At 72.1% G+C, this 26105-nt stretch carries 27 protein-coding genes; 13 read left to right on the top strand and 14 right to left on the bottom strand.

The window, feature by feature from the left end; all coding sequences use genetic code 11:
- Window positions 1-49: 49 nt before the first annotated feature.
- The 3 genes from ACFQO7_RS07935 to ACFQO7_RS07925 are packed head-to-tail and all read right to left on the bottom strand — an operon-like array spanning window position 50 to window position 3134.
- Window positions 50-1900 (bottom strand): vWA domain-containing protein, encoded by a 1851-nt coding sequence (locus ACFQO7_RS07935; RefSeq protein ID WP_376805801.1) that lies wholly within the window; start codon window positions 1898-1900, stop codon window positions 50-52.
- A gap of 55 nt (window positions 1901-1955) precedes the next feature.
- Window positions 1956-3017 carry an ATP-binding protein gene (locus tag ACFQO7_RS07930; protein WP_376805800.1) on the bottom strand — a complete coding sequence of 354 codons (1062 nt, stop codon included), beginning with the start codon at window positions 3015-3017 and terminating at the stop codon, window positions 1956-1958.
- Window positions 3018-3059: 42 nt separating this feature from the next.
- Window positions 3060-3134 (bottom strand): 50S ribosomal protein bL37, encoded by a 75-nt coding sequence (locus tag ACFQO7_RS07925; protein ID WP_120321693.1) that lies wholly within the window; start codon window positions 3132-3134, stop codon window positions 3060-3062.
- 125 nt (window positions 3135-3259) lie between these two features.
- Between ACFQO7_RS07925 and ACFQO7_RS07920 the strand changes: the two genes are divergently transcribed.
- Entirely contained in the window at window positions 3260-3475 is a 216-nt protein-coding gene (locus ACFQO7_RS07920) for a biotin/lipoyl-binding carrier protein (RefSeq protein WP_155374475.1), read from the top strand.
- A 14-nt stretch (window positions 3476-3489) separates the two neighbouring features.
- A complete protein-coding gene (locus ACFQO7_RS07915) occupies window positions 3490-3990 on the top strand; it encodes a GNAT family N-acetyltransferase (protein ID WP_376805799.1) in 501 nt (166 codons plus the stop codon).
- Here ACFQO7_RS07915 and ACFQO7_RS07910 read toward each other — a convergent pair.
- Entirely contained in the window at window positions 3987-4565 is a 579-nt protein-coding gene (locus tag ACFQO7_RS07910; protein WP_376805798.1) for a TetR/AcrR family transcriptional regulator, read from the bottom strand. The two genes, ACFQO7_RS07915 and ACFQO7_RS07910, sit on opposite strands and share 4 nt — an antisense overlap.
- Window positions 4566-4784: 219 nt before the next feature.
- Between ACFQO7_RS07910 and ACFQO7_RS07905 the strand changes: the two genes are divergently transcribed.
- Complete coding sequence (locus ACFQO7_RS07905) at window positions 4785-6302, top strand: MDR family MFS transporter (RefSeq protein WP_376805952.1); 1518 nt, start codon at window positions 4785-4787, stop codon at window positions 6300-6302.
- A 131-nt stretch (window positions 6303-6433) separates the two neighbouring features.
- On the opposite strand, the gene ACFQO7_RS07900 is transcribed toward ACFQO7_RS07905, so the two are convergent.
- Entirely contained in the window at window positions 6434-8266 is a 1833-nt protein-coding gene (locus ACFQO7_RS07900) for a tetratricopeptide repeat protein (RefSeq protein WP_376805797.1), read from the bottom strand.
- A gap of 255 nt (window positions 8267-8521) precedes the next feature.
- On the opposite strand from ACFQO7_RS07900, the gene ACFQO7_RS07895 reads away from it, so the two are divergent.
- The 5 genes from ACFQO7_RS07895 to ACFQO7_RS07875 all read left to right on the top strand — a co-directional run bounded on the left by ACFQO7_RS07895 (window position 8522) and on the right by ACFQO7_RS07875 (window position 14846).
- Window positions 8522-9556 carry an SIS domain-containing protein gene (locus tag ACFQO7_RS07895; protein ID WP_376805951.1) on the top strand — a complete coding sequence of 345 codons (1035 nt, stop codon included), beginning with the start codon at window positions 8522-8524 and terminating at the stop codon, window positions 9554-9556.
- Window positions 9557-9580: 24 nt separating this feature from the next.
- On the top strand, window positions 9581-11107 hold the full coding sequence (locus tag ACFQO7_RS07890) for a sensor histidine kinase (RefSeq protein WP_360521199.1): 1527 nt from the start codon (window positions 9581-9583) through the stop codon (window positions 11105-11107).
- Between the two features lie 344 nt (window positions 11108-11451).
- Window positions 11452-13146 carry a nitrite/sulfite reductase gene (locus ACFQO7_RS07885; RefSeq protein ID WP_376805796.1) on the top strand — a complete coding sequence of 565 codons (1695 nt, stop codon included), beginning with the start codon at window positions 11452-11454 and terminating at the stop codon, window positions 13144-13146.
- A 262-nt stretch (window positions 13147-13408) separates the two neighbouring features.
- On the top strand, window positions 13409-14119 hold the full coding sequence (locus ACFQO7_RS07880; RefSeq protein WP_376805795.1) for a phosphoadenylyl-sulfate reductase: 711 nt from the start codon (window positions 13409-13411) through the stop codon (window positions 14117-14119).
- Window positions 14109-14846, top strand: a complete 738-nt coding sequence (locus ACFQO7_RS07875) for a sirohydrochlorin chelatase (protein ID WP_376805794.1) — start codon at window positions 14109-14111, stop codon at window positions 14844-14846. The genes ACFQO7_RS07880 and ACFQO7_RS07875 overlap by 11 nt, the downstream gene beginning before the upstream one ends.
- Before the next feature lie 161 nt (window positions 14847-15007).
- On the opposite strand, the gene ACFQO7_RS07870 is transcribed toward ACFQO7_RS07875, so the two are convergent.
- The gene (locus tag ACFQO7_RS07870; RefSeq protein WP_120318209.1) at window positions 15008-15262 is read right to left on the bottom strand and encodes a WhiB family transcriptional regulator; all 255 of its coding nucleotides are present in this window, start codon (window positions 15260-15262) and stop codon (window positions 15008-15010) included.
- Between the two features lie 410 nt (window positions 15263-15672).
- On the bottom strand, window positions 15673-16614 hold the full coding sequence (locus ACFQO7_RS07865) for a diacylglycerol/lipid kinase family protein (RefSeq protein WP_376805793.1): 942 nt from the start codon (window positions 16612-16614) through the stop codon (window positions 15673-15675).
- 91 nt (window positions 16615-16705) lie between these two features.
- Here ACFQO7_RS07865 and ACFQO7_RS07860 point away from each other — a divergent pair, with 91 nt between their 5' ends.
- Window positions 16706-17110: a hypothetical protein gene (locus ACFQO7_RS07860; RefSeq protein ID WP_376805792.1), complete on the top strand. Its 405-nt coding sequence runs from the start codon at window positions 16706-16708 to the stop codon at window positions 17108-17110.
- 129 nt (window positions 17111-17239) lie between these two features.
- Here the strand turns inward: ACFQO7_RS07860 and ACFQO7_RS07855 are convergent, their stop codons facing one another.
- On the bottom strand, window positions 17240-17650 hold the full coding sequence (locus ACFQO7_RS07855) for an ATP-binding protein (protein WP_376805791.1): 411 nt from the start codon (window positions 17648-17650) through the stop codon (window positions 17240-17242).
- 119 nt (window positions 17651-17769) lie between these two features.
- Window positions 17770-18180 (bottom strand): superoxide dismutase, Ni, encoded by a 411-nt coding sequence (gene sodN, locus ACFQO7_RS07850; protein ID WP_360521181.1) that lies wholly within the window; start codon window positions 18178-18180, stop codon window positions 17770-17772.
- Window positions 18181-18216: 36 nt separating this feature from the next.
- On the opposite strand from sodN, the gene ACFQO7_RS07845 reads away from it, so the two are divergent.
- The 3 genes from ACFQO7_RS07845 to ACFQO7_RS07835 all read left to right on the top strand — a co-directional run bounded on the left by ACFQO7_RS07845 (window position 18217) and on the right by ACFQO7_RS07835 (window position 21185).
- Entirely contained in the window at window positions 18217-18594 is a 378-nt protein-coding gene (locus ACFQO7_RS07845) for a S26 family signal peptidase (protein WP_376805790.1), read from the top strand.
- A gap of 223 nt (window positions 18595-18817) precedes the next feature.
- Window positions 18818-19942 (top strand): NAD(P)-dependent malic enzyme, encoded by a 1125-nt coding sequence (locus ACFQO7_RS07840; protein WP_361040865.1) that lies wholly within the window; start codon window positions 18818-18820, stop codon window positions 19940-19942.
- A gap of 271 nt (window positions 19943-20213) precedes the next feature.
- Window positions 20214-21185 (top strand): zinc-binding dehydrogenase, encoded by a 972-nt coding sequence (locus ACFQO7_RS07835; RefSeq protein WP_376805789.1) that lies wholly within the window; start codon window positions 20214-20216, stop codon window positions 21183-21185.
- Between the two features lie 6 nt (window positions 21186-21191).
- On the opposite strand, the gene ACFQO7_RS07830 is transcribed toward ACFQO7_RS07835, so the two are convergent.
- The gene (locus ACFQO7_RS07830; RefSeq protein ID WP_376805788.1) at window positions 21192-21446 is read right to left on the bottom strand and encodes a hypothetical protein; all 255 of its coding nucleotides are present in this window, start codon (window positions 21444-21446) and stop codon (window positions 21192-21194) included.
- A 44-nt stretch (window positions 21447-21490) separates the two neighbouring features.
- A complete protein-coding gene (locus tag ACFQO7_RS07825) occupies window positions 21491-22036 on the bottom strand; it encodes a GNAT family N-acetyltransferase (protein ID WP_376805787.1) in 546 nt (181 codons plus the stop codon).
- Window positions 22037-22175: 139 nt separating this feature from the next.
- On the opposite strand from ACFQO7_RS07825, the gene ACFQO7_RS07820 reads away from it, so the two are divergent.
- On the top strand, window positions 22176-22628 hold the full coding sequence (locus tag ACFQO7_RS07820; RefSeq protein WP_376805786.1) for a LysM peptidoglycan-binding domain-containing protein: 453 nt from the start codon (window positions 22176-22178) through the stop codon (window positions 22626-22628).
- A 58-nt stretch (window positions 22629-22686) separates the two neighbouring features.
- On the opposite strand, the gene ACFQO7_RS07815 is transcribed toward ACFQO7_RS07820, so the two are convergent.
- The 3 genes from ACFQO7_RS07815 to ACFQO7_RS07805 are packed head-to-tail and all read right to left on the bottom strand — an operon-like array spanning window position 22687 to window position 26085.
- A complete protein-coding gene (locus tag ACFQO7_RS07815) occupies window positions 22687-23781 on the bottom strand; it encodes an acetate kinase (protein ID WP_376805785.1) in 1095 nt (364 codons plus the stop codon).
- Entirely contained in the window at window positions 23778-25856 is a 2079-nt protein-coding gene (pta, locus tag ACFQO7_RS07810) for a phosphate acetyltransferase (RefSeq protein WP_376805784.1), read from the bottom strand. Before pta ends, ACFQO7_RS07815 begins: the two co-directional genes overlap by 4 nt.
- A 52-nt stretch (window positions 25857-25908) precedes the next feature.
- Window positions 25909-26085: a DUF6104 family protein gene (locus ACFQO7_RS07805; protein WP_170213164.1), complete on the bottom strand. Its 177-nt coding sequence runs from the start codon at window positions 26083-26085 to the stop codon at window positions 25909-25911.
- Window positions 26086-26105: the final 20 nt, after the last annotated feature.

The following is a 26105-nucleotide window of genomic DNA, read 5'->3' as shown; positions in this document are numbered from 1 at the left end:
TCTGGAATCGAAGCTCCGCCGCCTCCGGGCAGGCGGAGCTTCGATCGTGTCAGCGCAGCCGGAACACCTCGCCGCGCGGGGTGAACGGCAGCCGGGCCCGCTCGGGCATCAGGTACGCGTGCTCGCGGCGCACCCGCAGCACGTCGCACTCGCCGTCGGTGATGATCAGGATCGGGCCGTCGGCGGGGAAGTCCTCGGCCCGCTCCAGCAGCCGGATGCCGGGCTGCAGCTCGGTGCCGCCGCGCCCGCGCACCTTCACCCGGCCGGCGATGTCCTCGACCGGCAGGTAGCCCGCGTCGTAGGCGGCCGCGTCGCAGAACACCACCCGCGCCGCGGGCACGTCGCGAGCCAGCGCGTACGCCGCGATCGCCCCCAGCGCCCGGCCCATCAGCTCGCTGCTCATCGAGCCCGAGGTGTCCAGGACCACGCCGAAGGTGCGCTGCCGCTCGACCAGCTCGGGCCGGGCCTTACCGGGCCGGGGGATGTCCGGGGTCGCCGCCTGGCGGCGGGAGGCACGGGCATACGAGCGGGTCGGCTCCAGCGGTGTGAAGTAGCGGTCGAACCACTGCGCCAGCTGCACGTCCCAGGGCGGCGGCGGGTGGTCCAGCACCCTGATCTCGGCGACCAGTCCGGCCGGGAGCAGCCCGCGGCCGCTCCGCTCGTGGTGCGCGAGCCCGCCGAGCAGCGCCCGGCGGCAGAAGTCGTCGACGTCGCCCGCCCGCCGGGCCTCGCCCACCCCGGGGATCGGCCGGTCGAGCATGTCACCGAGCCCGCGCCCGCGCAGCGTGGCCAGCTTGCGGTAGCGGCGCAGGTTGCCGGTGATCAGGTCGTACACCTCCTCGGCGGAGTGGTCCTTGAGCGCCGGGTCGTAGAGCACGTCCTCGGGCAGTTCGCCGACGCCCATCTGCACCAGCCAGCCGTTGATGACGTAGTCCGCGGCGACGTTCCACAGGTACGGGTCGCGGGGACCGACGCGCTGCCCGTGGCGCAGCGCGGCGTGCAGCATCTCGTGCGCGAGCGTGAACCGGCGCTCCGGGCCGGACATGCGCCGCAGCGGGTTCACGTAGATCTCGCCGGCCGCGGCGTCGACGGCGGCGACGGAGATCTGCCAGGTCCGCGCCAACTCCGCATCGGCAACGATCTTGAAGCCGGCGGCCAAGGCCCCGAGCAGCGGGTACGACGACACGAACCAGCGCCTGGCCTGCTCCCACGGGTGGTCGGGCGGCAGCTCGCCGTCGGTGCGCGGCCGGTGCTGCCCGGCCTCCTCGACGGCCTCGGTCGCGGCCTCGGCCAGCCCGACCGCGAACAGCTCCGACCAGGTCGGCGGGGGAGCCGAGGTGGCGGCGGCCTGCCGCGCCCAGCGCCCGCGCGGCTGCTCCGGGGTGTAGTCCAGGTCCTGATCGGAGGACACGCCGCCGCAGCCCAGCGCGGCGTACTCGGCGGGCACACCGGTGTCGCGCCACAGCGCGGCCAACCGCTCCTCGTCGGCGCCGGGCAGCTCGGCGGGCACCGGGAACGGCGGCACGCCGATCCGCAGCTGCTGCTGGAACCGGGTCACCACCAGGCACGCCGCGGCCTGCGCGGCGTGGTCGGCGGTCCGGCCCGGCTCCAGGTGTCCGAAGCCGAGGTGCAGCGTGCAGTGCGCGAGCACCCACATCCACTCCGCCGGCTCGGCGGGCGCGTGGCGGTTGACGGTGATCCGGCCGTCCGCCCGCACCCGGGCCCAGCCGCGGGCGCGGCTCAGCTCGTCGTCCTCGGTCCACGAGGTGACCAGCGACCGGCCGTCGTACCCGACGTCGTTCATGGTCTGGAACATGCGCCGCTGGAAGACGGCGCGGGCGGCACCGTCGAACGCCTCCCGGCGCGGGTCCTTGCGCGACGCGCCGCGACCGCGGCTCATGCCGGACCACTTCGGCGACCGTGCGGCCGGGGCGCGTCCGGGCGGGCGCGGCCGGTCATGTGCGGGCCGCGACCAGGCGTGGCAGGTCGCGGGTCACCTCCACCAGGAACCAGGCGGGCAGCACGGGGCGACCCTCGGCGTCGGTGGCGACCACGAGCTGCGCGCACTCCAGCGAGATCTCGGCCAGCTCGACCAGCAGACCCTTGGCCCGCAGCGCGAACTCGCGCACGGCCCGGCTCGCGTGCTCGCGGCTGTCCGGCAGGTCCCGGATCAGCCGGGCCCGGAACGCCTCGGCGAAGAAGAACAGCAGGTCGCGGTCGGTCGCGGCGCGCGGCCAGGAGGCGTCGCCGCGCACGATCGCGTCCAGGCCGTAGCGGTGGCGCACCGTCTTGACGTACGCGCAGAAGCCCGACGCGTGCGCCGGGGTGAGCGTGCCGCCCGCGAGCAGGCGCAGCGTGTCCTCGACGATGTCCTCGCCGTAGGAGTGCAGCGCGTCGGACAGCATGTGCCAGGCGCGCGGGGTGGAGAACGGCTCCTCGGTCTTCGGCGGCTGCACCCACAGCTGGTCGGGGCGCTGGGTGAGGTAGTCGAGCACCCACGGGTGGATGCCCGCGCCGGCCGCCCAGTCCAGCCAGTCCACCGCCGACGCCCGCAGGTGCAGGTGCAGTAGGCGGTTGACCAGGGCGGACGCCATCGGGCGGGCGAGCGCGTTGTCGGTGGCGCGGTTGCCGGCGCCGATCACGATCGAGCCCGCGGGCAGCTCGTACTCGCCGATGCGGCGGTCGAGGATCAGCGAGTAGAACGCCTTCTGCACATCGGGGCTGGAGGCGTTGAGTTCGTCGAGGAAGAGGCAGTACGGCTCGGGGCGGGCGATGGACTCGGGCGGCGCGAAGCGGCTGCGGCCGTCCCGCAGCTCCGGAACGCCGATCAGGTCCTCGGCGGCGAGCTGAGTGCCGACGAGCGTGACGCAGGGCAGGCCGAGCGAGTCGGCGAAGGCGCGGACCAGCGAGCTCTTGCCGATGCCGGGCGCTCCCCACACGAAGACGGGCCGGACCACCGCGACGTGCAGGAGCAGGTCGGGCAGCTGGGCCGGGGTGAGCGTGAGGGCGGAGTGCACGGCGGGAAATGATCCGCCCCGGCGTGCACTCCGGCAACGTGTTTAGGCGTTGGGTCGCTTGCCGTGGTTGGCCTTCGAGCCCTTGCGAGCCTTCTTCTTACGGGCCTTCTTGCCCATGGTCACTCCCCTTCCGTCGGCGGTTACGCAGCTCGAATCCTATGCTCAGGTTGAACGGCGCTCGCCAGGCGCTCCGTGATTGGATACGACTCGTCCTGCTTGCGATCCAAGGGAAGGGGCCGGCGATGGCCGAGGAGATCAAGGCCGAGATGGTGGCCAACGTGTGGAAGGTCGTGGCGTCCGCCGGAGACGAGGTGTCCGAGGGCGACACCCTGGTCATCCTCGAGTCGATGAAGATGGAGATCCCGGTCATCGTGGAAGCCGACGGCGTGGTCTCCAAGATCGCCGTCAACGAGGGCGACGTCGTCCAGGAGGGCGACCTCATCGCCGTGATCGAGTAGTAGCGTCACCGGGCATGACCGAGATCCACGTCCGCCCGGCCACGCCCGCCGATCATGACGCGATCGGCGCGCTGTCCGTCGCCGCCTACCGTGGCGACGGGCAGACCAGGCAGGACCATCCGTACGAGCCGCACCTGCGGGACGTGGCCGCCCGCGCGGCCGGCGGCGAGGTGCTGGTCGCCGTGGACGAGGCCACGGGGGCGGTGCTGGGCTCGGTCACCTTCGTGCTGCCCGGCAGCCCCCTGGCTGAACTGGCGACCGACGGCGAGGCCGAGTTCCGGATGCTCGCCGTGTCGCCGCAGGCCCAGGGCCGTGGCGTGGGCGAGGCCCTGGCACGGGCGTGCCTGAGGCGGGCCGGGGAGCTGGGCTGCCGCAGCGTCGTCATCTGCGTACGCGACTTCGCCGCCGACGCGCGCCGCCTGTACGCCCGGATGGGTTTCGAACGCGCCCCCGAGCTGGACTGGTCGCCGCTGCCCGAGGTCACCCTGCTCGGCCTGCGCTACCCGCTGGCCTAACGGAGCAGGTCGAACGCGACCTCCATGGCCGCCGCGCGCCGTTCCTCGTCGCTGATCTCGGTGTCGCGCAGCAGGAACCAGCTGGTGTTGATGGCGAGCACGGCCATGCCCGCGCGCAGCTTCGCGGTCGGCGTCGACTCGTGCTCGACGAGCAGGCCGATGATGTCCATCATGGCCTGGCGCATCTTCGCCCCGGCCGGCGCGTTCTTGAAGGCCGGCTGGTTCTGGTGGAAGAACTGCATCACCTTCGAGTACCGGCCGGTGTAGAGGTCGTCGGCGTAGCGCTGCAGCAGCTCGCGCCGGAACTCCGGCGAGCTGGTGTCCGGCTGGCTGCGGGCCCACTCCACGATCCGGTCGAGCTTCTCCAGCTGGTCGGCGCTGAAGCTGTCGACGATCTCCTCTTTGCTCTTGAAGTGGTAGTAGAGGGCGGCCTTGGTCACCCCGAGCCGCTCCGCGATCTCCCGCAGCGAGGTGGCGTCGTAGCCCTGCTCGGTGAACAGGTCGAGGGCGACGGTCTGGATGCGGGCGCGGGTGTCCGGCCGGGGCTCGGCACGGCTCGCTGCGGGCTCGTTCATCACTGCTCCGTGTTACGTCGACCACACTGTCATCCGGTCGCGCGAACTAACTTGACGGCCGGCAAGTAGGGAACTTACCGTACGGCTAGTAAATATTCTAGCCGGGCGGCAAGTAAGCGTACCGGTGAACGAGTGGAGCCCCCCGTGACCACAGTGCAGGACGCCACGTCCTCCCCCGACATCCCCAAACCGAACCTCCGGGTGGTGCTGCCCGGCCTCATGCTCGCCATTCTGCTGGCGATGCTCGACAACATGATCGTGGGCACGGCCATGCCCCGCATCGTCGGCGAACTGGGCGGCCTCGACAAGCTGTCGTGGGTGGTCACGGCGTACGTGCTGGGCACCACGATCTCGACCCCGATCTGGGGCAAGCTGGGCGACCTGTACGGCCGCAAGACCATCTTCCTGGTCTCGATCGTGATCTTCCTCATCGGCTCGGCGCTGTCCGGCGCGGCCGGTGAGATCGACCCCGCGTCGGGCATGAACCAGCTCATCGCCTTCCGTGCCCTGCAGGGCCTCGGCGGCGGCGGTCTGATGGTCGGCGCGATGGCGATCATCGGTGACCTCGTGCCCCCGCGCGAGCGCGGCAAGTACCAGGGCATGATGGCCGCGATCATGGCGATCGCGATGGTCGGCGGTCCGCTCATCGGCGGCCTCATCACCGACCACGCCGACTGGCGCTGGGCCTTCTACGTGAACCTGCCGATCGGTGGCGTCGCGCTGTTCGTGCTGGCCAGCACGCTGCACCTGCCGAAGTACCGGACCGAGCACCGCATCGACTGGCTGGGCGCGGCCCTGCTGAGCGTCGGCGTCACCGCGCTCGTTCTGATCACCACCTGGGGCGGCAACAAGTACGCCTGGGACTCCAGGCAGATCCTCGGCATGGCCGCCGTGGGCGTGGTGATGATCGGGCTCTTCCTGTGGACACAGACCCGGGTCGCCGAGCCGATCCTGCCGCTGGGCATCTTCCGCAACCGCAACTTCAGCCTGGTCTCGATCATCGGCTTCATGGTCGGCTTCGCGATGTTCGGCGCGATCTCCTTCCTGCCGCTCTACATCCAGACCGTGCAGGGCGCGTCGGCCACCAACAGCGGCCTGCTCCTGCTGCCGATGATGCTGGGCATGATGGTCACCTCGGTCGTCGCCGGCCGCACCATCACCAAGACCGGCAGGTACCGGATGTTCCCGATCATCGGCGGCGTCACGCTGGCGCTGGCGATGTTCCTGCTGACCCGCCTGGACGTGGACACCAGCATCACCGAGTCCTCGATCTACATGGTCGTGCTGGGCGTCGGCATGGGCTTCCTGATGCAGACCACCATGCTGATCGCGCAGAACAGCGTGGAGCAGAAGGACCTGGGCGTCTCCAGCTCGACCGCGACGTTCGTGCGCTCCATCGGCGGCTCGTTCGGCGTCTCGATCTTCGGCGCGGTCTTCGTCAACCGGCTCAAGGACGACCTGTCCGGCGCTATGCCGGCGGGCAGCCCGGCCGGCGGCATGTCGCTGGACGTGGGCGGTCTGCAGCCGGACAAGCTGGAGCTGCTGCCCGAGCCGGTCAAGGCGGCGGTGCTGCACGGCATCGCGTACGCCACCTCGGGCCTGTTCTGGTGGGCCCTGGGCTTCGCGATCCTGGTCCCCGTGGCGGCCTGGTTCGTCAAGGAGGTGCCGCTGCGCGGCTCCGAGCCGGCGGACGGCGCGGCCGAGCAGGCTCCCCGCCCGCTGGTGGCCGTCGACTGATCAGCCCGCGCGTGTCCGGTCGGCACCGAGCCTGAGTCGACCCGCCCGCGCCGGGTGAGGCCCCGTTCCGCTGCTTCGGCAGCCGGGACGGGGCCTCACCCGTTCTGGGGGTTCGCGGCGGCCTGCTGCCCTCAGTCGCGGCCGAGCAGCCGCCCGAGCCAGGAGCGGCGCGGGCGGGGCAGCGGCATGGCCGGGCCGGGTTCGTAGGCCGCAGAAGCCGGCCAGCGGTCCTCGGCCAGGTCCCGGGCGAGCCTGCGCACAGCGGCCGGCATGCCCGGCGTGATGAAGGCGAGCTGGGCCACGGACACGGCGACCGGCACCACACGGGTGCGCCGGGCGTCGAGCACCGCCCGCAGCCGTGCCGTGAGCAGCTCGGCGACGTCGGCACGGCACGACGGGTCCACCCAGGCGGCGGTGACCAGCGCGTAGAGGGCGGCCTCGGTGGTCCAGTCCTCGGCCCCGAAGGCGATCTCCACCAGCAGCCGCCGCCGGGTCGAGGTCGCCCACGGCTCGGCGGTGCGGTGGTGCAGCAGGCCGAGGCACGCCCACGCCTGCAGCTGCCGTTCCGGCACCGACACCCGATCGCGGTCCGTCTCGACGGTCGGGGTCGGCGGGTGCACCAACGCGGCGAGCAGCTCGTCGACCGGCACCCCGGACAGCCGCACCGCCATGTCGTACGCCACCGGCGGGGCTGCCCAGCCGAGTGGCAGCATCGCGGCGAGCTCGCGGCCGGCGTGCGGGCTCGGCGGGTCCAGCGCGGCCGACGGGCGGGTGCCGTCGAAGTCCCAGAGGCGTACCCCCGGCCGCTGCGCCAACCGCGGGTCCGGCGGGCCTGGCTCGCCTGCCGCCACCGCCACGCCGGGCCAGGCGCGCCGCAGCAGCGCGAGCGCGCTGGGCGAGCCCATCGTGGACATGCCCAGCTCACCGCGGTGCGACCGCTCCTCGTCGGTGGTCTGGCGCAGCACGTCGACGTATGGCTCGGCGGCCGCCGGCACGTAGCCGAGCCAGGGCAGCCCGGCGCAGCAGTGCTGCAGGTCGTGGTGCTCGTGGCTGGCGTCGGTGGTGGTGCGCATGAAGTCCGCCAGCGCCACCAGGTGGTCCGGGTCGCCGTCGGACTGGAAGCGCAGGCGGTGCGCGGTGTGCACGGCGCAGTCGTACGAGGGGTTCTTGGCCAGCGCCTGCTCGATCAGCTCAAGTGCCTCCGCCGTGTGGCCGAGTTCGGTGAGCCACAGCGCGAGGTCCGAGGTGACCGACAGGTCGTCGGGGTCGTGCCGCTGGGCCGCGCGCATCGCCTGCACCGCGTCGGTCAGCCGGCCGTCGGCGCGCAGCGCGTTGCCCCACCACATCTCGGTGAGCTTGCTCGACTCCAGCTCCACCCCGCGCTGGGCCCAGCGCAGCGCCAGGGGCACCTCGCGCAGCCGCCGGGCCACCCCGGAAGCCGCTCCGTGCAGCAGCGCCTCCTGCGGGTACGCGGCCAGCGCCCGCTCGGCGAGGTGCAGGTAGGGCCGGGTGGCGGCGGCGATCGGCGCGGGCGCCGGGTCGGGCAGCGCGCCCAGCACGGCGAGCAGCACCCGCACCAGGCGGTCGGCGGTGATCCGTGCGGCGTCCAGGGCCTGCACCCAGCTGACGTCCGCCCACGGTCGGCTCGGGTCGTGCACCGTCGCCTGGGCAAGCAGGCTGAGCGCGTCGGCTTGCGCACCGTGCCGGGCCAGCACGTGGGCGAACGCGACGACCCGGCCCACCGGCGCGCGCTCACCGGGCCGGAACAGCGCGAGGCCGCCGTCGTCGCAGCGAGCGGCCAGCTTCGCCAGCAGTTCGTGCGCCTCGGGCAGGCAGGGCTCGTGGGCCAGGGCCACGGACAGGTGGCTGACCGCATGGTCGAGGTCGTGCTCGTCGAGGGCCAGGGTGGCCAGGGCGAGCTCGCCCAGCGCCTCCTGGTGCGGGTCGTTGACGCCGTCTGCCACGTGCTCTCCCTCGGTCCGCGGAACGCGTGGGGAGTCCCCTGGCATGCGCCGCGCGAGGCGGCTGTGCCCGGACGGGCCATGTTCCGGCACGGACAGGCTAGAGCCGGTCGGGCGAGTTGTGTGCCCCTGCTCATTTCTGCGCAGTGCGTTGCTTTCACGGTCATGAACGTGCAAGACTGCGCACGGAACGCGCGATATCGCGCAGTACTCCAGGTGAAGTGGTAGGAGAGAGAGATGGCCCAGCGTGGCACCGGAATGGCAGCCGACATCGCCGAGCAGCCGGAGGTGTACGCGACGCTGCTGGAACCGGCCCACGCCGGCGCCATCGCGCAGGTCGCGAAGGTGATCGCGGAGCGCCGGCCGCAGCACGTGGTGTTCACCGCGCGCGGCACGTCCGACCACGCCGCGCTCTACGCCGCGTACCTCACCGAGATCCGCCTCGGGTTGCCCGCCGGGCTGGCCTCGCCGAGCGCGATCACCGTCTTCGGCGCCCGCCCCGACCTGTCGCACGCCCTGGTCATCGGGGTCTCGCAGAGCGGCGGCTCGCCCGACCTGGCCGAGGTGCTGCGGGTCGCCCGGGAGTCGGGCGCGCTCACCCTCGCCGTCACGAACAACCCCGAGTCGGTGCTGGCGCAGACCGCGGAGCTGTCCGTGGACGTCGTCGCCGGGCACGAGCGCGCGGTCGCGGCCACCAAGACCTACACCGCCGAGCTGATGGCGCTGCTGATGCTGATCGAGGGCGTACGCGCCGGTGACGGCGTGCTGCCCGCCGACGAGCACGCCGCCCTGGCCAAGCTGCCCGAGCTGGCCACCCGCACGCTGGCCGACACCACCGCGACCGACCTGGCCGCGCGCTACCGATTCGCGGCCCGCATGGTGACCACCGGCCGGGGATACGCCTACCCGTCGGCCCGCGAGGCCGCGCTCAAGCTGATGGAGACCTCGTACCTGCCCGCGCTGGCGTTCTCCGGCGCGGACCTGCTGCACGGCCCGCTTGCGATGACCGACCCGGACGTGCCGGTGCTGGCCATGGTGGGGGCCGGGCTCGGCGGGCAGGCCATGCGCGAGGTGCTCGCGCGCCTCGACGAGCGCCGCGCCGACGTGGTCGCGGTCGGCCCCGAGGCGGTGCCGGGTGCGAAGGCTCTGCTGAACGTGCCTGCCGTCGACGAGCGATACGCCCCGCTGCTGGAGATCCTGCCGCTGCAGCAGCTCGCCCTCTCCCTGGCGCTGGCCCGCGGCGAGGACCCCGACGCCCCCCGCGGCCTGAAGAAGGTCACCGCCACGCTGTAAGGCGTGTCATGAGAGGCTGACAGCGTGTCAACGCTGCGTGAACTGGTCGAGGAGCACACCTCGCTCGGCCCGGTCGACATCGACCACCTGCACCGGCTCGCCGGTGACTGGCAGTTGATCTCCGACCTGTCCTTCGCCGACCTGCTGCTGTGGGTGCCGGTCGAGGGCGATCCCGGCGCTGGCCAGTCGTTCCTCTGCGTGGCGCAGGTCCGGCCGACCACCGCGCCGACGGCGTACCAGGACGACCAGGTGGGGCGCACCTCCAGCGGCGCGGAGGTGGCCCACCTGGGCGTCGCGCGCGAGCAGGGCCGCATCTGGCGTGAGGGCGACCCCGTCTGGTACGGCGACACCCCCGCCCGCCACGAGGCGATCCCGGTCCGCCGGCGCGGCGAGGACGGCGAGGCGGGCGAGGTGATCGCCGTGGTGGGCCGCGACACCAACCTGTCCACCGCGCGCACGCCCAGCCAGCTGGAACTGAACTACCTGACCACGGCCGACGACCTGGCCCAGATGATCGCCGACGGCACCTTCCCGTCGGTGCGCCACCCGGGCGAGACCACCTCAGCGCCGCGCGTCGGCGACGGCCTGATCCGGCTGGACGGCAGCGGCAAGGTCACCTACGCCTCGCCCAACGCGCAGTCCGCGATCCGGCGGCTCGGCTTCTCCGCGCACCTGGTCGGTGAGGACCTGGCGGCGCTGTTCAACCGGCTGGCCGAGGACCCGCTGGAGGGCTCCGAGGCCAGCAACCGCATCCTGGGCGCGCTGCGCGGGGACGCCCCGCCGCGCAAGGAGATCGAGGCGCGCACCGCCACCGTGCTCAGCCGCGCGCTGCCGCTGATGCCCGCGGGCGTGCCGATCGGCGCGCTGGTGCTGGTCCGCGACATCACCGAGGTCAAGCGCCGGGACCGTGCGCTGATCACCAAGGACGCCACCATCCGGGAGATCCACCACCGGGTGAAGAACAACCTGCAGACCGTCGCCGCGCTGCTGCGGCTGCAGGCCCGCCGGGTCAACCATCCGGAGGCGCGGGCCGCGCTGGAGGAGTCGGTGCGCCGGGTCGCCTCCATCGCGCTGGTACACGAGACGCTGGCCATGTCCGCCGACGAGGCGGTCGAGTTCGACGGCATCGTGGACCGGGTGGCCAACGCCGCCGCCGAGGTCGCCTCGCCCGAGTCGCCGGTGCGCACCCGCCGCGAGGGCACCTTCGGCGTGCTGCCCGCCGAGATCGCCACACCGCTGGTCATGGTGCTCAACGAGCTGCTGCTCAACGCCGTCGAGCACGGCTTCGAGTCGCTGGAGGGCAAGGCCACCGACGGGGCGGAGGTCGTGGTGCACGTCGAGCGCGCCAAGCGGGAGCTGCACGTCGTCGTCGCCGACAACGGCCGGGGCCTGCCCGAGGACTTCAACCCGACCACGAACAAGCGGCTCGGCCTGCAGATCATCCGCACGCTGACCACCGGTGAGCTGCGCGGCACCATCGAACTGCGCAACCGCGACGGCGGCGGCACGGAGGCCCTGCTGTTCGTGCCGCTGGCGAAACGCGACAGGTAGTCCCGGTTTTAACAAAGAGCGATCTGCGTCACCCTCGCGTCAATATGTGGGATGCAACGCGACCGGTGATTGGCACGGGCCCGCCCGCCGTGAGAAAGTGACACCATGACCGCCGCTGCCAGCCGCCGCTTGATGGGGCTCGGGCTCACCGCCCGCCGCCACATCGATTTCGGCCGCGTGCGCAGCGCCATCTGTCCGGCTGGCTGACTGCGCCCGTCCGTTTTTTCGAAACCCGGGCGCGCATACGCGCCGGGAGCATTCATTTCTTTGAATCTCGACCGCTGACCCGCGGTGCTGGCGCATAGGCGCGTCCTCGCTCACTGGACTTACAGGAGGACGCTGCGATGGCAGCAAGCACGCCAGCCGCCACCCCGGGCCGGGCCGCGCGCAAACCGCGTGGTGAAGGGCAGTGGGCGCTCGGGCACCGCGAGCCCCTCAACCCGAACGAGCGCACGAAGAAGGACGACAACGGCCTGAACGTGCGCGCGCGGATCGAGAACATCTACGCCCACCGCGGCTTCGCCTCGATCGACCCCGCCGACCTGCGCGGCCGGATGCGCTGGTGGGGGCTGTACACCCAGCGCAAGCCCGGGATCGACGGCGGCCGCACCGCGGTGCTGGAGCCGCACGAGCTCGACGACGAATACTTCATGCTGCGCATCCGCATCGACGGCGGCCAGCTCGACCTGGCTCAGCTGCGCGCCATCGCGAACGTGTCCGGCAAGTACGGTCGCGACACCGCCGACATCACCGACCGGCAGAACATCCAGCTGCACTGGGTGCGGGTCGAGGACGTGCCGGCGATCTGGCGCGAGATCGAGGCGGTCGGCCTGTCCACCACGGAGGCCTGCGGCGACACCCCGCGCGTCGTGCTCGGCAGCCCGGTCGCCGGGATCAGCGAGCACGAGGTCCTCGACGCGACGCCGGCCATCGACGAGATCGTCGAGAAGTACATCGGCGACCCGGCGCTGTCCAATCTGCCCCGCAAGTTCAAGTCCGTGGTGTCCTGGCTGGCCGACGTGCCGTACGAGGCCAACGACATCGCGTTCCTCGGGGTCGAGCACCCGGAGCACGGGCCCGGCTTCGACCTGTGGGTCGGCGGCGGCCTGTCCACCAACCCGATGCTGGCCCAGCGCCTGGGCACGTGGGTGCCGCTGGGCGAGGTCGCCGAGGTGTACGCCGCCGTCGCGCGCCTGTTCCGCGACTACGGCTACCGCCGGCTGCGCGCCCGCGCCCGCATCAAGTTCCTGGTCGCCGACTGGGGCGTGGCGAAGTTCCGGCAGATCCTGGAGGACGAGTTCCTCGGCCGCAAGCTGATCGACGGCCCCGCGCCGGAGCTGCCCGAGCACCCGATCGACCACATCGGCGTGCACCGCCAGCGCGACGGGAAGTTCTACGTCGGCGCGGCGGCGGTCGCGGGCCGGGTCAGCGGCACGGTGCTGGCGCAGGTCGCCGACATCGCCGAGGCGCACGGCTCGGGCCGGGTGCGGCTCACGCCGTACCAGAAACTGCTGGTGCTCGACGTCGCCGAGGACAAGGTCGAGTCGCTGATCGCGGCGCTGGACGCGGTGGGGTTGCAGGCCCGGCCGTCGTCGTGGCGGCGGGACACGATGGCCTGCACCGGCATCGAGTACTGCAAACTCGCCATCGTCGAGACCAAGGCGACCGCGGCGCGCACCATCGAGCACCTGGAGCGCACCATCGGCCGGATCGACGGCTCCATCTCGATCAACGTCAACGGCTGCCCGAACGCCTGCGCCCGCACCCAGGTCGCCGACATCGGCCTCAAGGGACAGCTCGTCCCGGGGCCCGACGGCGAGATGGTCGAGGGCTTCCAGGTGCACCTGGGCGGCGGCCTGAGCATGGCGCAGGGCCAGAACCCGAACTTCGGCCGCAAGCTGCGCGGTCTCAAGACCACCGCCGCGGAGCTGCCCGAGTACGCCGAGCGCCTGGCCCGCCGCTACCTCGACGGCCGCAAGGACGCGTCCGAGCCGTTCGCGGAGTGGGTGCTGCGGGTGGACGAGGAGGAACTGCGGTGATGCGTCGTGAGTGAGCGCAGCGAGCGAATCATGAGGCCCGTCGGACTCGTGGCGACGCCGGAGGCGGCGTCATGAGCGAGGGTGCGCAACGCGCGGTGCCGTATTACTGCCCGTTCTGCGGTGAGGAGGCCTTCCTCCGGCCGCACGCGGGTCCCGAGACCGAGGACGCAGAGCCCGCCAGCACACACGGGCAGTGGGAGTGCCGAGCATGCCGCAGGGTTTTCGCGCTGAAGATGATCGGACTGCTGGGGAGGGTGACGCCATGACCGTGGACGTGCGACGTTCCACCGCCGAGCTGATGGATCTGGCCGCCCGTGCCGGAGCCGAGCTGGAGGGCGCGCCGGCCGAGGAGATCATCGGCTGGGCCGCCGAGACGTTCGGGCCCCGCTTCTGCGTCACCAGCTCCATGGCCGACGCGGTCCTGGCCCACGTGGCCTCGCGGGTGGTGCCCGGCGTGGAGGTTGTCTTCCTCGACACCGGCCTGCACTTCCCGGAGACGCTGCGGGTGCGCGACCAGGTCACCCGCACCATCCCGGTGACCGTGGTCACGGTGCGGCCCGAGCTCACCGTCGAGGAGCAGGACGAGCGCTTCGGCCCGCGGCTCTACTCCCGCGACCCCGACTCGTGCTGCTACCTGCGCAAGGTGAAGCCGCTGGAAGACGCGCTGGCCGGCTACGACGCGTGGGCGGCCGGGCTGCGCCGCGACGAGTCGCCGACCCGAGCCAACACGCCGGTGGTGCACTTCGAGCAGGCCCGCGGCAAGGTGAAGGTCAACCCGCTGGCCACCTGGACCCAGGCCGAGGTCGACCAGTACATCGCCCGCTACGACATCCCGGTCAACCAGCTGTTGAACTCCGGATACGGCTCGGTCGGCTGCTGGCCCTGCACCCGGCGCATCCAGCCCGGCGAGGACGCCCGCGCCGGCCGCTGGGCCATGTTCGACAAGACCGAGTGCGGTCTGCATGCGGCCTGATCCGGAGGTCCGCGCCGCGGCGCCCGTGGTGCTGGTCGCGCACGGCTCCCGCGACCCGCGGGCGCAGGCGGCGACGCGGGCGCTGGCCCGTGCCGTCGCCGCCGCGCGCCCGGGGCTCGACGTGCGGGTGGCGTTCCTGGAACTGGCCGATCCGCGCCCGGCCGACGTGCTGGGCGCGCTGCGGGCGGCGGGGGAGCCCGCGCCCGTGGTGGTCCCGCTGCTGCTCACCCGGGCCTACCACGGCCGGGTGGACCTGCCCGCCCAGGTCGCCGGGTTCGACTGCACGATCTCCGACACCCTGGGTGAGGTGTCCGAGCCGCTGCTGGCCGGCCTGGTCCGGCGGCTGCACGAGTCGGTGACCGGGTACGACGCGGTCGTGCTCGCCGCGGCCGGCACCAGCGTGGCGTCGGGCCGGGCCATGGTCGACGAGGTCGCCGGGGCACTCACCCTGCGGCTGGGCGTGCCGTGTGTCGCGGCGTACGCGAGCGCGGCCGCGCCCACCGGTGGCGAGGCCGTCGCGGCGCTGCGGGCCCGCGGAGCGCGCCGGGTGGCGGTGGCGTCGTACTTCCTCGCGCCGGGCCGGCTGCACGAGGCCGTGCTCGCCGACGCCCGAGCCGCGGGCGCGATCGGGGCGGCAACCCCCTTGGGAGCCTCGAGAGAGCTCGTTCGGCTCGTTCTGCAACGCGTGGACGCGGTCACGCCGCAACGCGCTCTGCTGGCCGTCTGAGCCCGTTCCCGCGCCCGTTCACCAGCCGTAAGCGCCTGCTCACAGCCCTGTCGGCGGGCCGTCAGACGGCGCGCAGTCGGATCCTGGACAACGTAAAAGCCCCGGAGCAGCGGCGCTCGGGGCTTTCTACGTTTTCGGTGAGGCGTTGCGGTGTGCGGTGCTCAGAGCGAGTGTGCGCGGACCCGAAGGCCGCCGCGGCGCTTGACGGCGCGCCGCTCCTCCTCGCTCATCCCACCCCAGACACCAGCGTCCTGCCCGGTCTCCAGCGCCCACTTGAGGCACTCGGTGGAGACGGGGCACCGCCCGCACACCTTCTTGGCCTGCTCGACCTGAAGCAATGCGGGGCCGGACGTCCCGATCGGGAAGAACAGCTCCGGGTCTTCGTCGCGGCAGACCGAATGGTGGCGCCAGTCCATGGCGGAAACACTCCTTGTGATGGCAGTGGAAATTGCTAACGCTTCGTTTGGTACGTTCGGGCTTCTCTGTATGCGAACGCGCGTGAAGCGATTTGGATGCGGATCCAGTTGGTTACGGACCGCTACCGAAATCAGCAGCGCGTGTAGGAGCAACAGGTTCAGCGCTCGGTACGCTTGTGAATGCTTTCACGAACTCCCACGATGTCAAGGGGGGTGCCGGAAATTAGGACAGACGGGTGAGCAAGCTCACGACCGTTTTGTCCGGATCACCGGGCGTTACCCTGACCCCCGACATCCGACAGTCAGTGATCAATGTAGTACGGGGCGTAATAGGCCGCCAGTATTTCCAGCGTGTGTCACGTGTGCCCATTGACACAAATCTCCGCCGCGCTGCCTTTCGACAGCGACTCTTAGCAGATTACGCGCAGTGCCCCGGGCACAGCGGTGAATTTCACCTTTTCGCGTTCACCTAGGTAGTCCCCGTCTAGTTGGAACGCCTGCGGGGTGGCGCAACGGACGACGAACTCCGCCAGATCGTGGCGCACTGTGATCTTCTTTCCGGTCATGTCACCCCGTTCGTCGGGGTCGTCCGGCTGGTGGGCCAGCATCTGCGTGACCGTATGGAGGGTGCTTGGCAGGTGGAGGGCTTGCAGCGCAAGCACATCGAGCCCGCGGTCGAACGATGCGCGAGGGCTGGCGTGGATCTCCCGGTCCCCGAGATAGGTCCACGGCGCGGTGTTCTGGATGATCAGGTTCGCCAGGCCGCTCACGGCTTCGGCTCCCGGCTCCTCCAGGGTGATGCCCGGCTCCCGGCGGCCCTCGACGAAGTACTGCCCCAGCGTCGAGCGCAGGTAGAGGCCCGGGGTCGAGCGGCGGCCCTTGCGCCGCGCTCGCTCGACCCGGCGTACCACCGCGGCGTCGAGGCCCAGGCCCGCGCAGAAGGTGAAGTAGCGGTCGTCGGCCAGCCCCAGGCTGACCCGGCGGCTGGTGCCCCGGCGCAGCGCCTTGAGGATCACCGAGGTGGCGTCGACGGCATGGCGGGGCAGGCCCAGGGCGCGCACGAAGACGTTGGTCGAGCCGCCGGGCACCACCGCCAGCGCGGGCGTCGCCGCCCCCTGCTGCGCCGCCATCAGGCCGTTGACGACCTCGTTGACGGTGCCGTCGCCGCCGAGCGCGACGACCACGTCGACGCCGCCCGCAGCCGCGTCGCGAGCGAGGTCGAAACCGTGGCCGCGGCGGCGGGTGAAGCCGAGGGTCAGCTCCATCTCGCTGCGCAGCGCGCCGGCCAGCACGTCCCGGGTACGGGCGGACGTGGTGGTCGCCTTGGGGTTGACGACGAGCAGACCTCGCATGACCGGCAATGTACCGGGTGTGGTGACCTCGCGTTACGCCGCCCGCACGCGGCGAGACGGCGGCCACCGCGGGTTCGCTAGGGTGTCATTCATGTCCGCCGCAGAGACGACCACCGCCCGCCCGCCCGCCACCCTGACCGGCGCGGTGGCGCTGATGGCGCTGCAGGCGGTCGCGGTCACCGTGCTGGGCGCGGTGCTGATCTACGCCGACCTGACCGCCGAGGCCGCCGACATCCGGCTGGCGGTCGGGGTCACGCTGTTCGCGCTGGCCATCGCCGGCAGCCTGGGCGGGCTCGCCCGCGCGCTGAGCCGCCGCCGCCCGGGGGCCCGGGGGCCGTCGCTCGCGCTGGAGCTGATGCTCTGCGCGCCCGCCTATTTCATGATCAATGGCGGGATGCCGCAGCTCGGCTGGACCGTCCTGCTCGGCGCGCTGGCCGTGATGGCCCTCATCCTGGCCCCGGCCACCACCCGCTGGCTCGGCTGGAACCCCCGCTGACCGATCCGCGCCGCCCGGTGTGGGAATGCCTGCCCGCGACGTGGAGATCGGCGTTTCGGGTCACTTCCTGTGGTCAGGTGCCGTCTTCTGTCCTGAAACGGCGATCTTGGCCGCAGTCCGTGCGGGCCGTCAGGAGGTGGGGAGTTCGGTGACCAGGCGGATGGTGGCGCGGCCGTCGGCCTGCTCGGCGTCGACGCGTGAGGTCAGGCCGCTGAGGACCTTCCAGGCGAACGCGGACTGCTCCGGGAGCTTGCGCTTGCCGTTGACCGGTGCGGAGATCGCCACGGTCAACTCGCTGTCGCCGATCTCGAAACGGCAGTGCAGCTGCCCGCCGGGTGGGGCGATGACCAGCAGCATCGCGCACGCCTCGTCGACGGCGATGCGGAGATCCTCGATCTTGTCGCCCGCGAAGCGCAGCCGGGCGGCGAGGCCCGCGGTCGCGGTGCGCAGCACACCCAGCCAGCCGCCGTCGGCAGGCACGGTGACAGCGACGACGTTGTCGGTAAGCGCCGTCGCCGCCGGTTGCAGAATCTGACTCACCTGGCCCAACCCCCCGCGCGGAGCCTAGCTCATAGCCGGGCGGTTGTGCGCACTCGTCGTCCGGTGATGCCGGGTGGCCGTGCGGGCCACCCGGCATACGTCGGCGCTGACGTCCAGGCTCAGGCCTGCTTGGTCTCCCAGAAGATCTTGGAGATCTCCTCGATCTTGCCCAGCAGCTGCTCGGCCACGGCCGGGTCGGCCTGACCCTTGGTGCCGGCGGCACCGGACAGCTTGGTGGCCTCGTTGAACAGCTGGTTCAGGTTCGGGTACTTCTCGAAGTGCGGGGCCTTGAAGTAGTCGGTCCACAGCACCCACAGGTGGTGCTTGACCAGCTCGGACCGCTGCTCCTTGATGATCAGAGCCCGGGTGCGGAACTCCGGGTCCGTGTTGGCCTGGTACTTCTCGCAGATGGCCTTGATCGACTCAGCCTCGATCCGGGCCTGGGCCGGGTCGTAGACGCCGCACGGCAGGTCGCAGTGAGCACTGACCACCGTGCGCGGCTTCAGGCTGCGTCCTTTCAAGAACTGCATCGGATCCTCCATGAGGTACGTGGTCTGAACGGGACAATGATCCCCTTGCGACCCTACTCCGCCGGGGAGGCTCAGTTGCGCTGGCCGCTGTTTCCCGTACTGGTTCACGGACCGTCCATGGCGCCGACCCTGCGGCACGGGGACATGCTGCTCGTGCGCTGTGGCGGCCGGCCGGTGCGGCCCGGCGACGTGGTGGTCGCGCGCTTCCGGTCCCGGCCCGACCTGCTGGTCGTCAAGCGCGTCGAGCGCGCCCAGGAGGGCGGCTGGTGGCTGCTCGGCGACAACGGCCTGGTCACCGACGACTCGCGGGCGTACGGCGTCGCCGACGTGCTCGGCCGGGTGCTGTGCCGGTACTGGCCGCACCCGGCGCGGATGCCCGCCCGCCCGCCGGCCGGCCTGGGCGACGACGCGTGAACCGGACACCGTCCCCAGCAGGTGTGAAATGCTCCACGACCGGCGGCCCCGCTCATTGATCAAGTGCAGGCCCGGGTCTAGACTCCTGACCTCGGGAGAACCCCGTGACCTCGCCGCGCCGTGTCAACGCTGACCCGTCGTTGAACCGACCCGGCTCTGTGCGTTGTCATCGTGGGAGTCCAAAGTGGATCATCCAGCATTCGAGCGGCATCGCGGCGGCAAGATGGCCGTCGCCAGTACGGTGCCCCTGAGCACCCGAGAAGACCTCTCCCTCGCCTACACACCCGGCGTCGCGCTGGTGTGCGAGGCGATCGCGGAGAACCCGGCCCTGATGGACGACTACACCTGGGTCGGGCACACCGTCGCGGTGGTGACCGACGGCTCGGCCGTGCTCGGCCTGGGCAACATCGGCCCGCGCGCGGCGATGCCCGTGATGGAGGGCAAGGCCGTCCTGTTCAAGCAGTTCGGCGGGGTGGATGCGGTGCCGGTGTGCCTGGACACCCAGGACCCCGACGAGATCGTGTCGATCGTCAAGGCGCTCGCGCCCAGCTTCGGCGGGATCAACCTGGAGGACATCGCCGCGCCGCGCTGCTTCGAGATCGAGCGGCGGCTGGTCGAGGCGCTGGACATCCCGGTGTTCCACGACGACCAGCACGGCACCGCGGTGGTCGTGTTCGCGGCGCTGCGCAACGCGGCGACGCTGCTCGACCGCAAGCTGTGCGACCTGCGCGTGGTGGTCTCCGGCGCCGGCGCGGCCGGGGTCGCGGTCACCAAGATGCTGATCGCGGGCGGGGTCGAGGCGTCCGCGGTGATCGTGTGCGACTCGCGCGGCGCGATCCACGCGGGGCGGGCCGACCTGGTGCCCGGCTCGGCCAAGGCCGACCTGGCCGAGCGCACCAACGCGGCCGGGGTCACCGGTGGCATCGAGGCGGCGCTGGACGGCGCGGACGTGCTGATCGGCGTCTCCGGTGGGCAGATCCCCGAGCGGGCGGTGGCGGGCATGGCCCCCGGCGCGATGATCTTCGCCCTGGCCAACCCGACGCCCGAGGTGCACCCGGACGTGGCCGGCCGGTACGCCGCCGTCGTGGCCACCGGGCGCAGCGACTTCCCGAACCAGATCAACAACGTGCTCGCCTTCCCGGGCATCTTCCGCGGCGCGCTCGAGGCCCGCGCGACCCGGATCACCGAGGGCATGAAACTCGCCGCCGCGACCGCCATCGCCGACGTGGTCGCCGCCGAGCTCTCCGCCGAGGCCGTCGTGCCCAGCGCGCTCGACCCGCGGGTGGCCCCCGCCGTAGCGGCCGCCGTGGCCGACGCCGCGCGCCGCGAGGGCGTGGTACGCGCCTGACCGGCCCTGCGGGGCCGTCGGGCCCCGCTGAAGCCGCCACGGCGGTGGAGCCGGGGCCCGACCCCCGCCCCGCACCACGGGCCTCGCAGCGCCCTCCCCGCACCCCCCCCGCAGCTGGGCTCCCGGGCATTCCTGTGCCCGGAGTCGCGACCGCGGCCCGAGCCCTGACCCCGGACTGCGGGCCGGCCGCAGCGTCGATGTGACGCGTTACTCCTTAACGGACCCTCAGGCTGGTCTGGGCCGGGGCCGGGGTGGCTGTTAGCGTCGGGTCATGCGTGCCGTCTATGCCGACTCGATCAATCCGGACAACCCGCTGGCGGGCCTCGTGGTGGGCGAGCGGCCCGAGCCGCAGGCCGCCGAAGGCTGGACCACCGTGCGCGTGATGGCCAGTGCGCTGAACCATCACGACCTGTGGTCGCTGCGCGGCGTCGGCCTGTCCGCCGAGCAGCTGCCGATGATCCTGGGCTGCGACGCGGCGGGCGTCGACGAGGACGGCAACGAGGTCGTCGTGCACGCGGTCGTCGGCGACCCGGCGGCCGGGGACGGCGACGAGACGCTCGACCCGAAGCGCTCGCTGCTGTCCGAGCGCCACCAGGGCACCCTCGCAGACCTGGTGACCGTGCCGCGGCGCAACCTGGTCCCCAAGCCCGAGGGCATGACCTGGACGGATGCGGCGTGCCTGCCGACGGCGTGGCTGACGGCGTACCGCATGCTCACCACCCGCGGGCGGCTGCGCGAGGGCGGCAGCGTGCTGGTGCAGGGCGCGGGCGGCGGCGTGGCCACGGCCGCGATCGTGCTGGCCGGTGCGCTGGGCGCGCGGGTGTACGCCACCAGCCGGGACGCCGCCAAGCGGGAGAACGCCGCCGGGCTGGGCGCGACCGTGCTGGCCCCCGGTGAGCGGCTGCCCGAGCGGGTGGACGTGGTGATCGAGACCGTCGGCGAGGCCACCTTCGACCACTCCGTGAAGAGCACCAAGCCGGGCGGCCGGATCGTGGTGTCCGGCTCGACCTCCGGGCATCTGGCCACGGTGGACCTGCGCCGGATCTTCTTCCTGCAGCAGGAGGTCGTCGGCTCGACCATGGGCACCCGTGACGAGCTCGCGGCGCTGCTGGAGCTGATGGCGGCCCGGAAGATCGCGCCGGTGGTGGACACCGTCTTCGACTTCGCCGACGCCCGCGGGGCCTTCGAGCGGCTGGCCGCGGGCGCGGGCTTCGGCAAGATCGTGCTCGACCACCAGGGCTGAGCCGGGTCAGACCCGCGGGGCCGCCGCCGGCTCCGCGGTGGTCTCGGTCAGGCCGCCCCACAGGTCACGGCAGACGTAGCTCAGGTCGGCGTGGATCCAGCGGCTGTCGTTGTCGCGCAGCACCGGACGTGAGCAGTGCCGGCACGGCGAGACCCGGGGGTACGCCGCCCGGCCGCTCGCACCGATGGAACCCGTACGCGTGGTCGGCTCGTGCACGCACCCTCCCCGGACTCGGCTGTCGACGGTGTCGTTCATCGACATTGTCGATGATGGTCTGTCCGATCAGGATGCGCAAGTCCCCCTGCTCAGGCGGGCGGCCACTCGTGCGCCAGCATCGACCAGAACTCGCTGTCGTAGCGCTTGCCGCGGTACGGGAAGGACTCGCGCAGCACGCCCTCCCGGGTCATGCCCAGCCGGGCAGCCGCGGCCAGGCTGCGCGCGTTGTCGGGCCGGGTCACCCACTGCACCCGGCTCAGGCCGCGCTCGCGGAACGCCCAGTCGAGCATCGCCCGGCACGCCCGGGTGATGAGCCCTCGGCCCTGGGCGGCGGGCTCCAGCCATACCCCGATCTCGCCGTTGCCCGCCTCGGCGTCGACGCCGAACAGCATCGTGCCGCCCACCAGCGTGCCGTCCAGCCAGATGCCGACGATCCGGCCGGTGCCCGCGGCCTGCAGGTCGGCGTAGCGCTGCAGAGTGGCACGGGCCGAGTCCAGATCGGTGGAGCGGCTCGCGAACGGGATCCACGGGTCGACGTCGTCGCGCGCGCGGTCCATGTGGGCCAGGAACTCCTCGGCCTTCCACGGCTCCAGCGGCCGCAGCTCCGCGCCGTCGCCGAGGGGATAGGTGAACATGCCGGTCCTCTTTCACTTGCGATGATCACGACGGTGGCCATTGTGCCCCATCCGAGGTTCCGGCGAACCAGTCCGAAACGGTTTCAAACGGGGCTAGTCTGGCGTCGGATCGTGATCGATCACCGACACGGGGGGACAGATGAGCGAGCCGCAGGACAAGGAAGGCCGCCTGGAGGACCTGGAACATGAGGCTGCCGGCTTCATGAACCCGTTCAAGTGGGGCAAGAAGAAGAAGGAAGAGGAGGAGGCGAAGAAGGCGCAGGAAGCCCAGGCGCAGGCCCAGGCTCAGGCACAGGCAGCTCCTCCGCAGGCCGCACCGCCTCCGGCCGCGCCCTCGGTCACCGAGCCGTCGGCCGCCGCGCCCAAACCCGCTCCGCCGCCCGCCAAGCCCGCCGCCCCGGCCGCCGCCGCGACGACCAAGGCTCCGGCCGCGGCCGAGCGCACGTACAAGGTGAAGTCCGGCGACACGCTCTGGGACATCGCCGCTCAGTACTACGGCGACGGCCGGCAGTACATGAAGATCGCGAAGGCGAACAACATCGCGAACCCGAACCTGATCAACGTCGGGGTGGTCCTGAAGATCCCCGAGTGACAGCTCGTGTCACGCGGCGGCGGGCCGGCCGGTCCGCCGCCGCTGTCGTCTGCGCCGTTCAGCGGGCCAGCAGTTCCGCGGTCTGGTTGGCGATCTCCAGCTCCTCGTCGGTCGGCACGACGCAGACGACGGGGCTCGCGCCGTCGGGCGAGATGATCCGCTCGCCTCGCTCGGCCGCGGTGTTGCGGGCCGGGTCCACCACGATGCCCAGCGCCTCCAGCCCGGACAGCGAAGCCTCCCGCACCGGGGCGGCGTTCTCGCCCACGCCCGCCGTGAAGGTGATCGCGTCGACGCGGCCCAGCAGCGCGTAGTACGCGCCGACGTACATCTTGATGCGGTCGCAGTACACGTCGAAGGCCAGTGCGGCCGCCTCGTCGCCCTCCTCGCGCCGGCGCAGCACCTCGCGCATGTCGTTGTCGCCGCACAGCCCCTTGAGGCCGCTGCGCTGGTTCAGCAGGTCGTCGATGGCGTCGAAGGACATGCCCGCGACCCGGTGCAGGTGGAACACCACCGCGGGATCCACGTTGCCGCTGCGGCTGCCCATCACCAGGCCTTCCAGCGGGGTCAGGCCCATGCTGGTGGCGCTGCTGCGCCCGGCGCGCACCGCACAGGCGCTCGCCCCGTTGCCCAGGTGCAGCGTGATCACGTTGGTCTGGGCCGGGTCCCGGCCGAGCAGCTCGGCGGTGCGGTGTGAGACGTACTCGTGGGACGTGCCGTGGAAGCCGTAGCGGGCGATCCCGTTCTCCTGCGCCACCTCGACGTCGATGGCGTACATCGCCTGCGCCGGGGGGATGGTCCGGTGGAACGCGGTGTCGAAGACGGCGACCTGCGGCACCCCCGGCAGCATCTCGCGGGCGATCTTGATGCCCGCCAGGTTCACCGGGTTGTGCAGCGGCGCCAGCGGGACCAGCCGGGTGATCGATTCCAGCACCGCGTCGTCGATCAGCGTCGGGGCGGTGAAGCGCAGGCCGCCGTGCACCACCCGGTGGCCGACCGCGTCCACGTCGGACACGTCGGCGGTGAAGAGCACCTCGCGCACCGCCTGGGAGCAATCGGTGACCCGCTCGATCAACCCGCCGTCGACGGACTTGCCGTCGGTGTACAGGCCCCACTTCACCGAGGCCGAGCCACAGTTGAGCACCAGGATCTTCATGACACCACCTGAGACTGGATGGCCGTGATGGCGACGGTCGAGATGATGTCGCGCACGGTCGCGCCGCGGGACAGGTCGTTGACCGGCTTGCGCAGGCCCTGCATCACCGGGCCCACCGCGACCGCGCCCGCCGAGCGCTGCACCGCCTTGTACGTGTTGTTGCCGGTGTTCAGGTCGGGGAAGATCAGCACCGTGGCCCGGCCGGCCACCTCGCTGCCGGGCAGCTTGGTCGCCGCGACGCTCGGGTCGACCGCGGCGTCGTACTGGATCGGGCCCTCCACCGGCAGGTCCGGGCGGCGCTCGCGGACCAGCTTGGTGGCCAGCGCGACCTTGTCCACCTCCGCGCCCTGCCCGGAGCCGCCGGTCGAGTACGACAGCATCGCCACCCGCGGCTCCACCCCGAACCGGGCCGCCGTCTCCGCCGACGACAGCGCGATGTCGGCGAGCTGCTCCGGCGTCGGATCCGGGTTGATCGCGCAGTCGCCGTAGACGAGCACGTGGTCGGCCAGGCACATGAAGAACACGCTGGACGCCACGCCCACCCCGGGCTGCGTCTTGATGATCTCGAAGGCGGGCCGGATGGTGTCGGCGGTCGGGTGCACCGCACCGGAGACCATCGCGTCGGCCCGTCCGGTGTGCACCATCATGGTGCCGAAGTAGTTCACGTTGGTCATCAGGTCGTACGCGATGTCGCGGGTCATGCCCTTGTGCGCGCGCATCCGGGCGTACTCGGTCGCGAACTCCGAGCGCCAGCGCGCGTCCGCGGGGTTGACCAGGCGGGCGTCGCCCAGGTCCAGGCCGAGTTCCCGCGCCTTCTGCTCGATCTCGTCCACCGGGCCCAGCAGGGTCAGATCGCACACGCCGCGGCGGTTGAGCGCCTCGGCGGCGCGCAGGATGCGCTCCTCGACCCCCTCCGGCAGCACCACGTGGCGGCGGTCCGCGCGGGCGCGCTCGATCAGCTCGTACTCGAACATCAGCGGGGTGACCCGGTCCGGCCGGCTCAGGTCCAGCCGCCCCGCCAGCTCGATCGAGTCCACGTGCGACTCGAACAGGCCCAGCGCCGCGTCCACCTTGCGCTGGTTGTCACCGCGCAGCCGGCCCTCCAGCCCGGTCAGCGCGGCCACGGTGTCGTAGCTGTCCGAGGGCACCGTGAAGATCGGCAGCTCCACCCGGAACCGGCTGACCAGCGCCACCACCCGCGGATCGGGCTCCACGCCCAGCGTCAGCAGCAGCCCCGACACCGCCGCCTGGCCGCCCAGGTGCGCGGCGAACGTGGCCACGATCAGGTCGGCCCGGTCGCCGGGCGTCACCACCAGGCAGTTGTCCCGCAGGTGCTCCAGGAACGTCGGCACCGAGGCCGCGCCGACCACGGCGCTGACCACGTCCCGGGCCATCGCGCCCGGCGTCGCGCCGTGCACCGGCGAGGCGTGCAGCGCGGCGGCCACCTCGGCGACCGTCGGCGCAGCGATCGCGGGCAACTGCGGGATCGCGTACACCGGCACCGGCAGCAGCGGCAGGCGCGAGTCCGCGCCCGGGGCCACCCGGTTGGCGATCACGGCCAGCACCGGCAGCTCGTCGCAGGCGTAGTACGCGGCGCGCACGGCGTCGGCGATGTCCCCGGAGTCCCGGCGGTGCCCGTTGACCACCGGCAGCACCGAGGCCCCGAGCTCACCCGCGATGCGCAGGTTGAGCTGCAGCTCTTCGGGCAGGGCGGGCTCGTCGTGGCCCTCGCCCAGGGTGCGGCCGAAGTCGGTGCCCACGATGATCACGGCGTCGCAGGAGCGCTCCAGCGCGTGGTAGTGCTCCAGGATCTCGCCGACCAGGTCGTCGACCCGGTGCGCGCCCAGCAGCTCCGATGCGTGCTGGTAACTCGGCCCGGCCGCGCCGACCGTGCCGTAGCGGCTGCGCAGCAGCGCCACCACCGGATCGGTCTCGCCGTCGTCCCGGGTGAGCGGGCGGAACACGCCCAGCCTGCGCACCCGTCTGCTGAGCAGTTCCGCGAGGCCCAGAGCCACGGCGGACTTGCCGCCGCCCGCCTCGACGCCGGTCACATATACGCCACGAGCCACAGTCATACCGTACGGCGTGGCTGTGGCTCGTCGTGTGTCACCCGGCCTATCGGGTGATCTACTCGTCGTCCTCGTCAAGGCGGGCGAGCCAGGTCGCGAAACGCTCGACGGGGGTCTCGAACTCGGGGTTCAGGTCGATGAAGTCGCGCAGGCGCTCGGCCAGCCACTCCAGGGTGACCTGCTCGTCGCCCCGGCGCTCGACCAGCTCCTCGATGCCGCGGTCGGTGAAGTACATGGCAGTCCTTAAGGAGAAGC

The organism is Catellatospora aurea, assembly GCF_042663325.1.
GTDB classification, from domain to species: Bacteria; Actinomycetota; Actinomycetes; order Mycobacteriales; family Micromonosporaceae; genus Catellatospora; species Catellatospora aurea.
Note: the sequence above shows the minus strand (reverse complement) of the source record. Positions and strands in the feature narration are given on the sequence as shown.

Bases quoted from the DNA above. Each gene is read 5' to 3' on its own strand.
- ACFQO7_RS07870 (WP_120318209.1), bottom strand. From the start codon at position 15,262: ATGGACTGGCGCCACCATTCGGTCTGCCGCGACGAAGACCCGGAGCTG.
- ACFQO7_RS07920 (WP_155374475.1), top strand. From the start codon at position 3,260: ATGGCCGAGGAGATCAAGGCCGAGATGGTGGCCAACGTGTGGAAGGTC.
- ACFQO7_RS07875 (WP_376805794.1), top strand. From the start codon at position 14,109: ATGCGGCCTGATCCGGAGGTCCGCGCCGCGGCGCCCGTGGTGCTGGTC.
- ACFQO7_RS07915 (WP_376805799.1), top strand. From the start codon at position 3,490: ATGACCGAGATCCACGTCCGCCCGGCCACGCCCGCCGATCATGACGCG.
- ACFQO7_RS07830 (WP_376805788.1), bottom strand. From the start codon at position 21,446: ATGTCGATGAACGACACCGTCGACAGCCGAGTCCGGGGAGGGTGCGTG.
- ACFQO7_RS07865 (WP_376805793.1), bottom strand. From the start codon at position 16,614: ATGCGAGGTCTGCTCGTCGTCAACCCCAAGGCGACCACCACGTCCGCC.
- ACFQO7_RS07885 (WP_376805796.1), top strand. From the start codon at position 11,452: ATGGCAGCAAGCACGCCAGCCGCCACCCCGGGCCGGGCCGCGCGCAAA.
- ACFQO7_RS07860 (WP_376805792.1), top strand. From the start codon at position 16,706: ATGTCCGCCGCAGAGACGACCACCGCCCGCCCGCCCGCCACCCTGACC.
- ACFQO7_RS07835 (WP_376805789.1), top strand. From the start codon at position 20,214: ATGCGTGCCGTCTATGCCGACTCGATCAATCCGGACAACCCGCTGGCG.
- ACFQO7_RS07815 (WP_376805785.1), bottom strand. From the start codon at position 23,781: ATGAAGATCCTGGTGCTCAACTGTGGCTCGGCCTCGGTGAAGTGGGGC.
- ACFQO7_RS07935 (WP_376805801.1), bottom strand. From the start codon at position 1,900: ATGAGCCGCGGTCGCGGCGCGTCGCGCAAGGACCCGCGCCGGGAGGCG.
- pta (WP_376805784.1), bottom strand. From the start codon at position 25,856: ATGACTGTGGCTCGTGGCGTATATGTGACCGGCGTCGAGGCGGGCGGC.
- ACFQO7_RS07825 (WP_376805787.1), bottom strand. From the start codon at position 22,036: ATGTTCACCTATCCCCTCGGCGACGGCGCGGAGCTGCGGCCGCTGGAG.
- ACFQO7_RS07820 (WP_376805786.1), top strand. From the start codon at position 22,176: ATGAGCGAGCCGCAGGACAAGGAAGGCCGCCTGGAGGACCTGGAACAT.
- ACFQO7_RS07805 (WP_170213164.1), bottom strand. From the start codon at position 26,085: ATGTACTTCACCGACCGCGGCATCGAGGAGCTGGTCGAGCGCCGGGGC.
- ACFQO7_RS07910 (WP_376805798.1), bottom strand. From the start codon at position 4,565: ATGAACGAGCCCGCAGCGAGCCGTGCCGAGCCCCGGCCGGACACCCGC.
- ACFQO7_RS07840 (WP_361040865.1), top strand. From the start codon at position 18,818: ATGGCCGTCGCCAGTACGGTGCCCCTGAGCACCCGAGAAGACCTCTCC.
- ACFQO7_RS07905 (WP_376805952.1), top strand. From the start codon at position 4,785: ATGCTCGCCATTCTGCTGGCGATGCTCGACAACATGATCGTGGGCACG.
- ACFQO7_RS07895 (WP_376805951.1), top strand. From the start codon at position 8,522: ATGGCAGCCGACATCGCCGAGCAGCCGGAGGTGTACGCGACGCTGCTG.
- ACFQO7_RS07845 (WP_376805790.1), top strand. From the start codon at position 18,217: ATGATCCCCTTGCGACCCTACTCCGCCGGGGAGGCTCAGTTGCGCTGG.
- ACFQO7_RS07880 (WP_376805795.1), top strand. From the start codon at position 13,409: ATGACCGTGGACGTGCGACGTTCCACCGCCGAGCTGATGGATCTGGCC.
- sodN (WP_360521181.1), bottom strand. From the start codon at position 18,180: ATGCAGTTCTTGAAAGGACGCAGCCTGAAGCCGCGCACGGTGGTCAGT.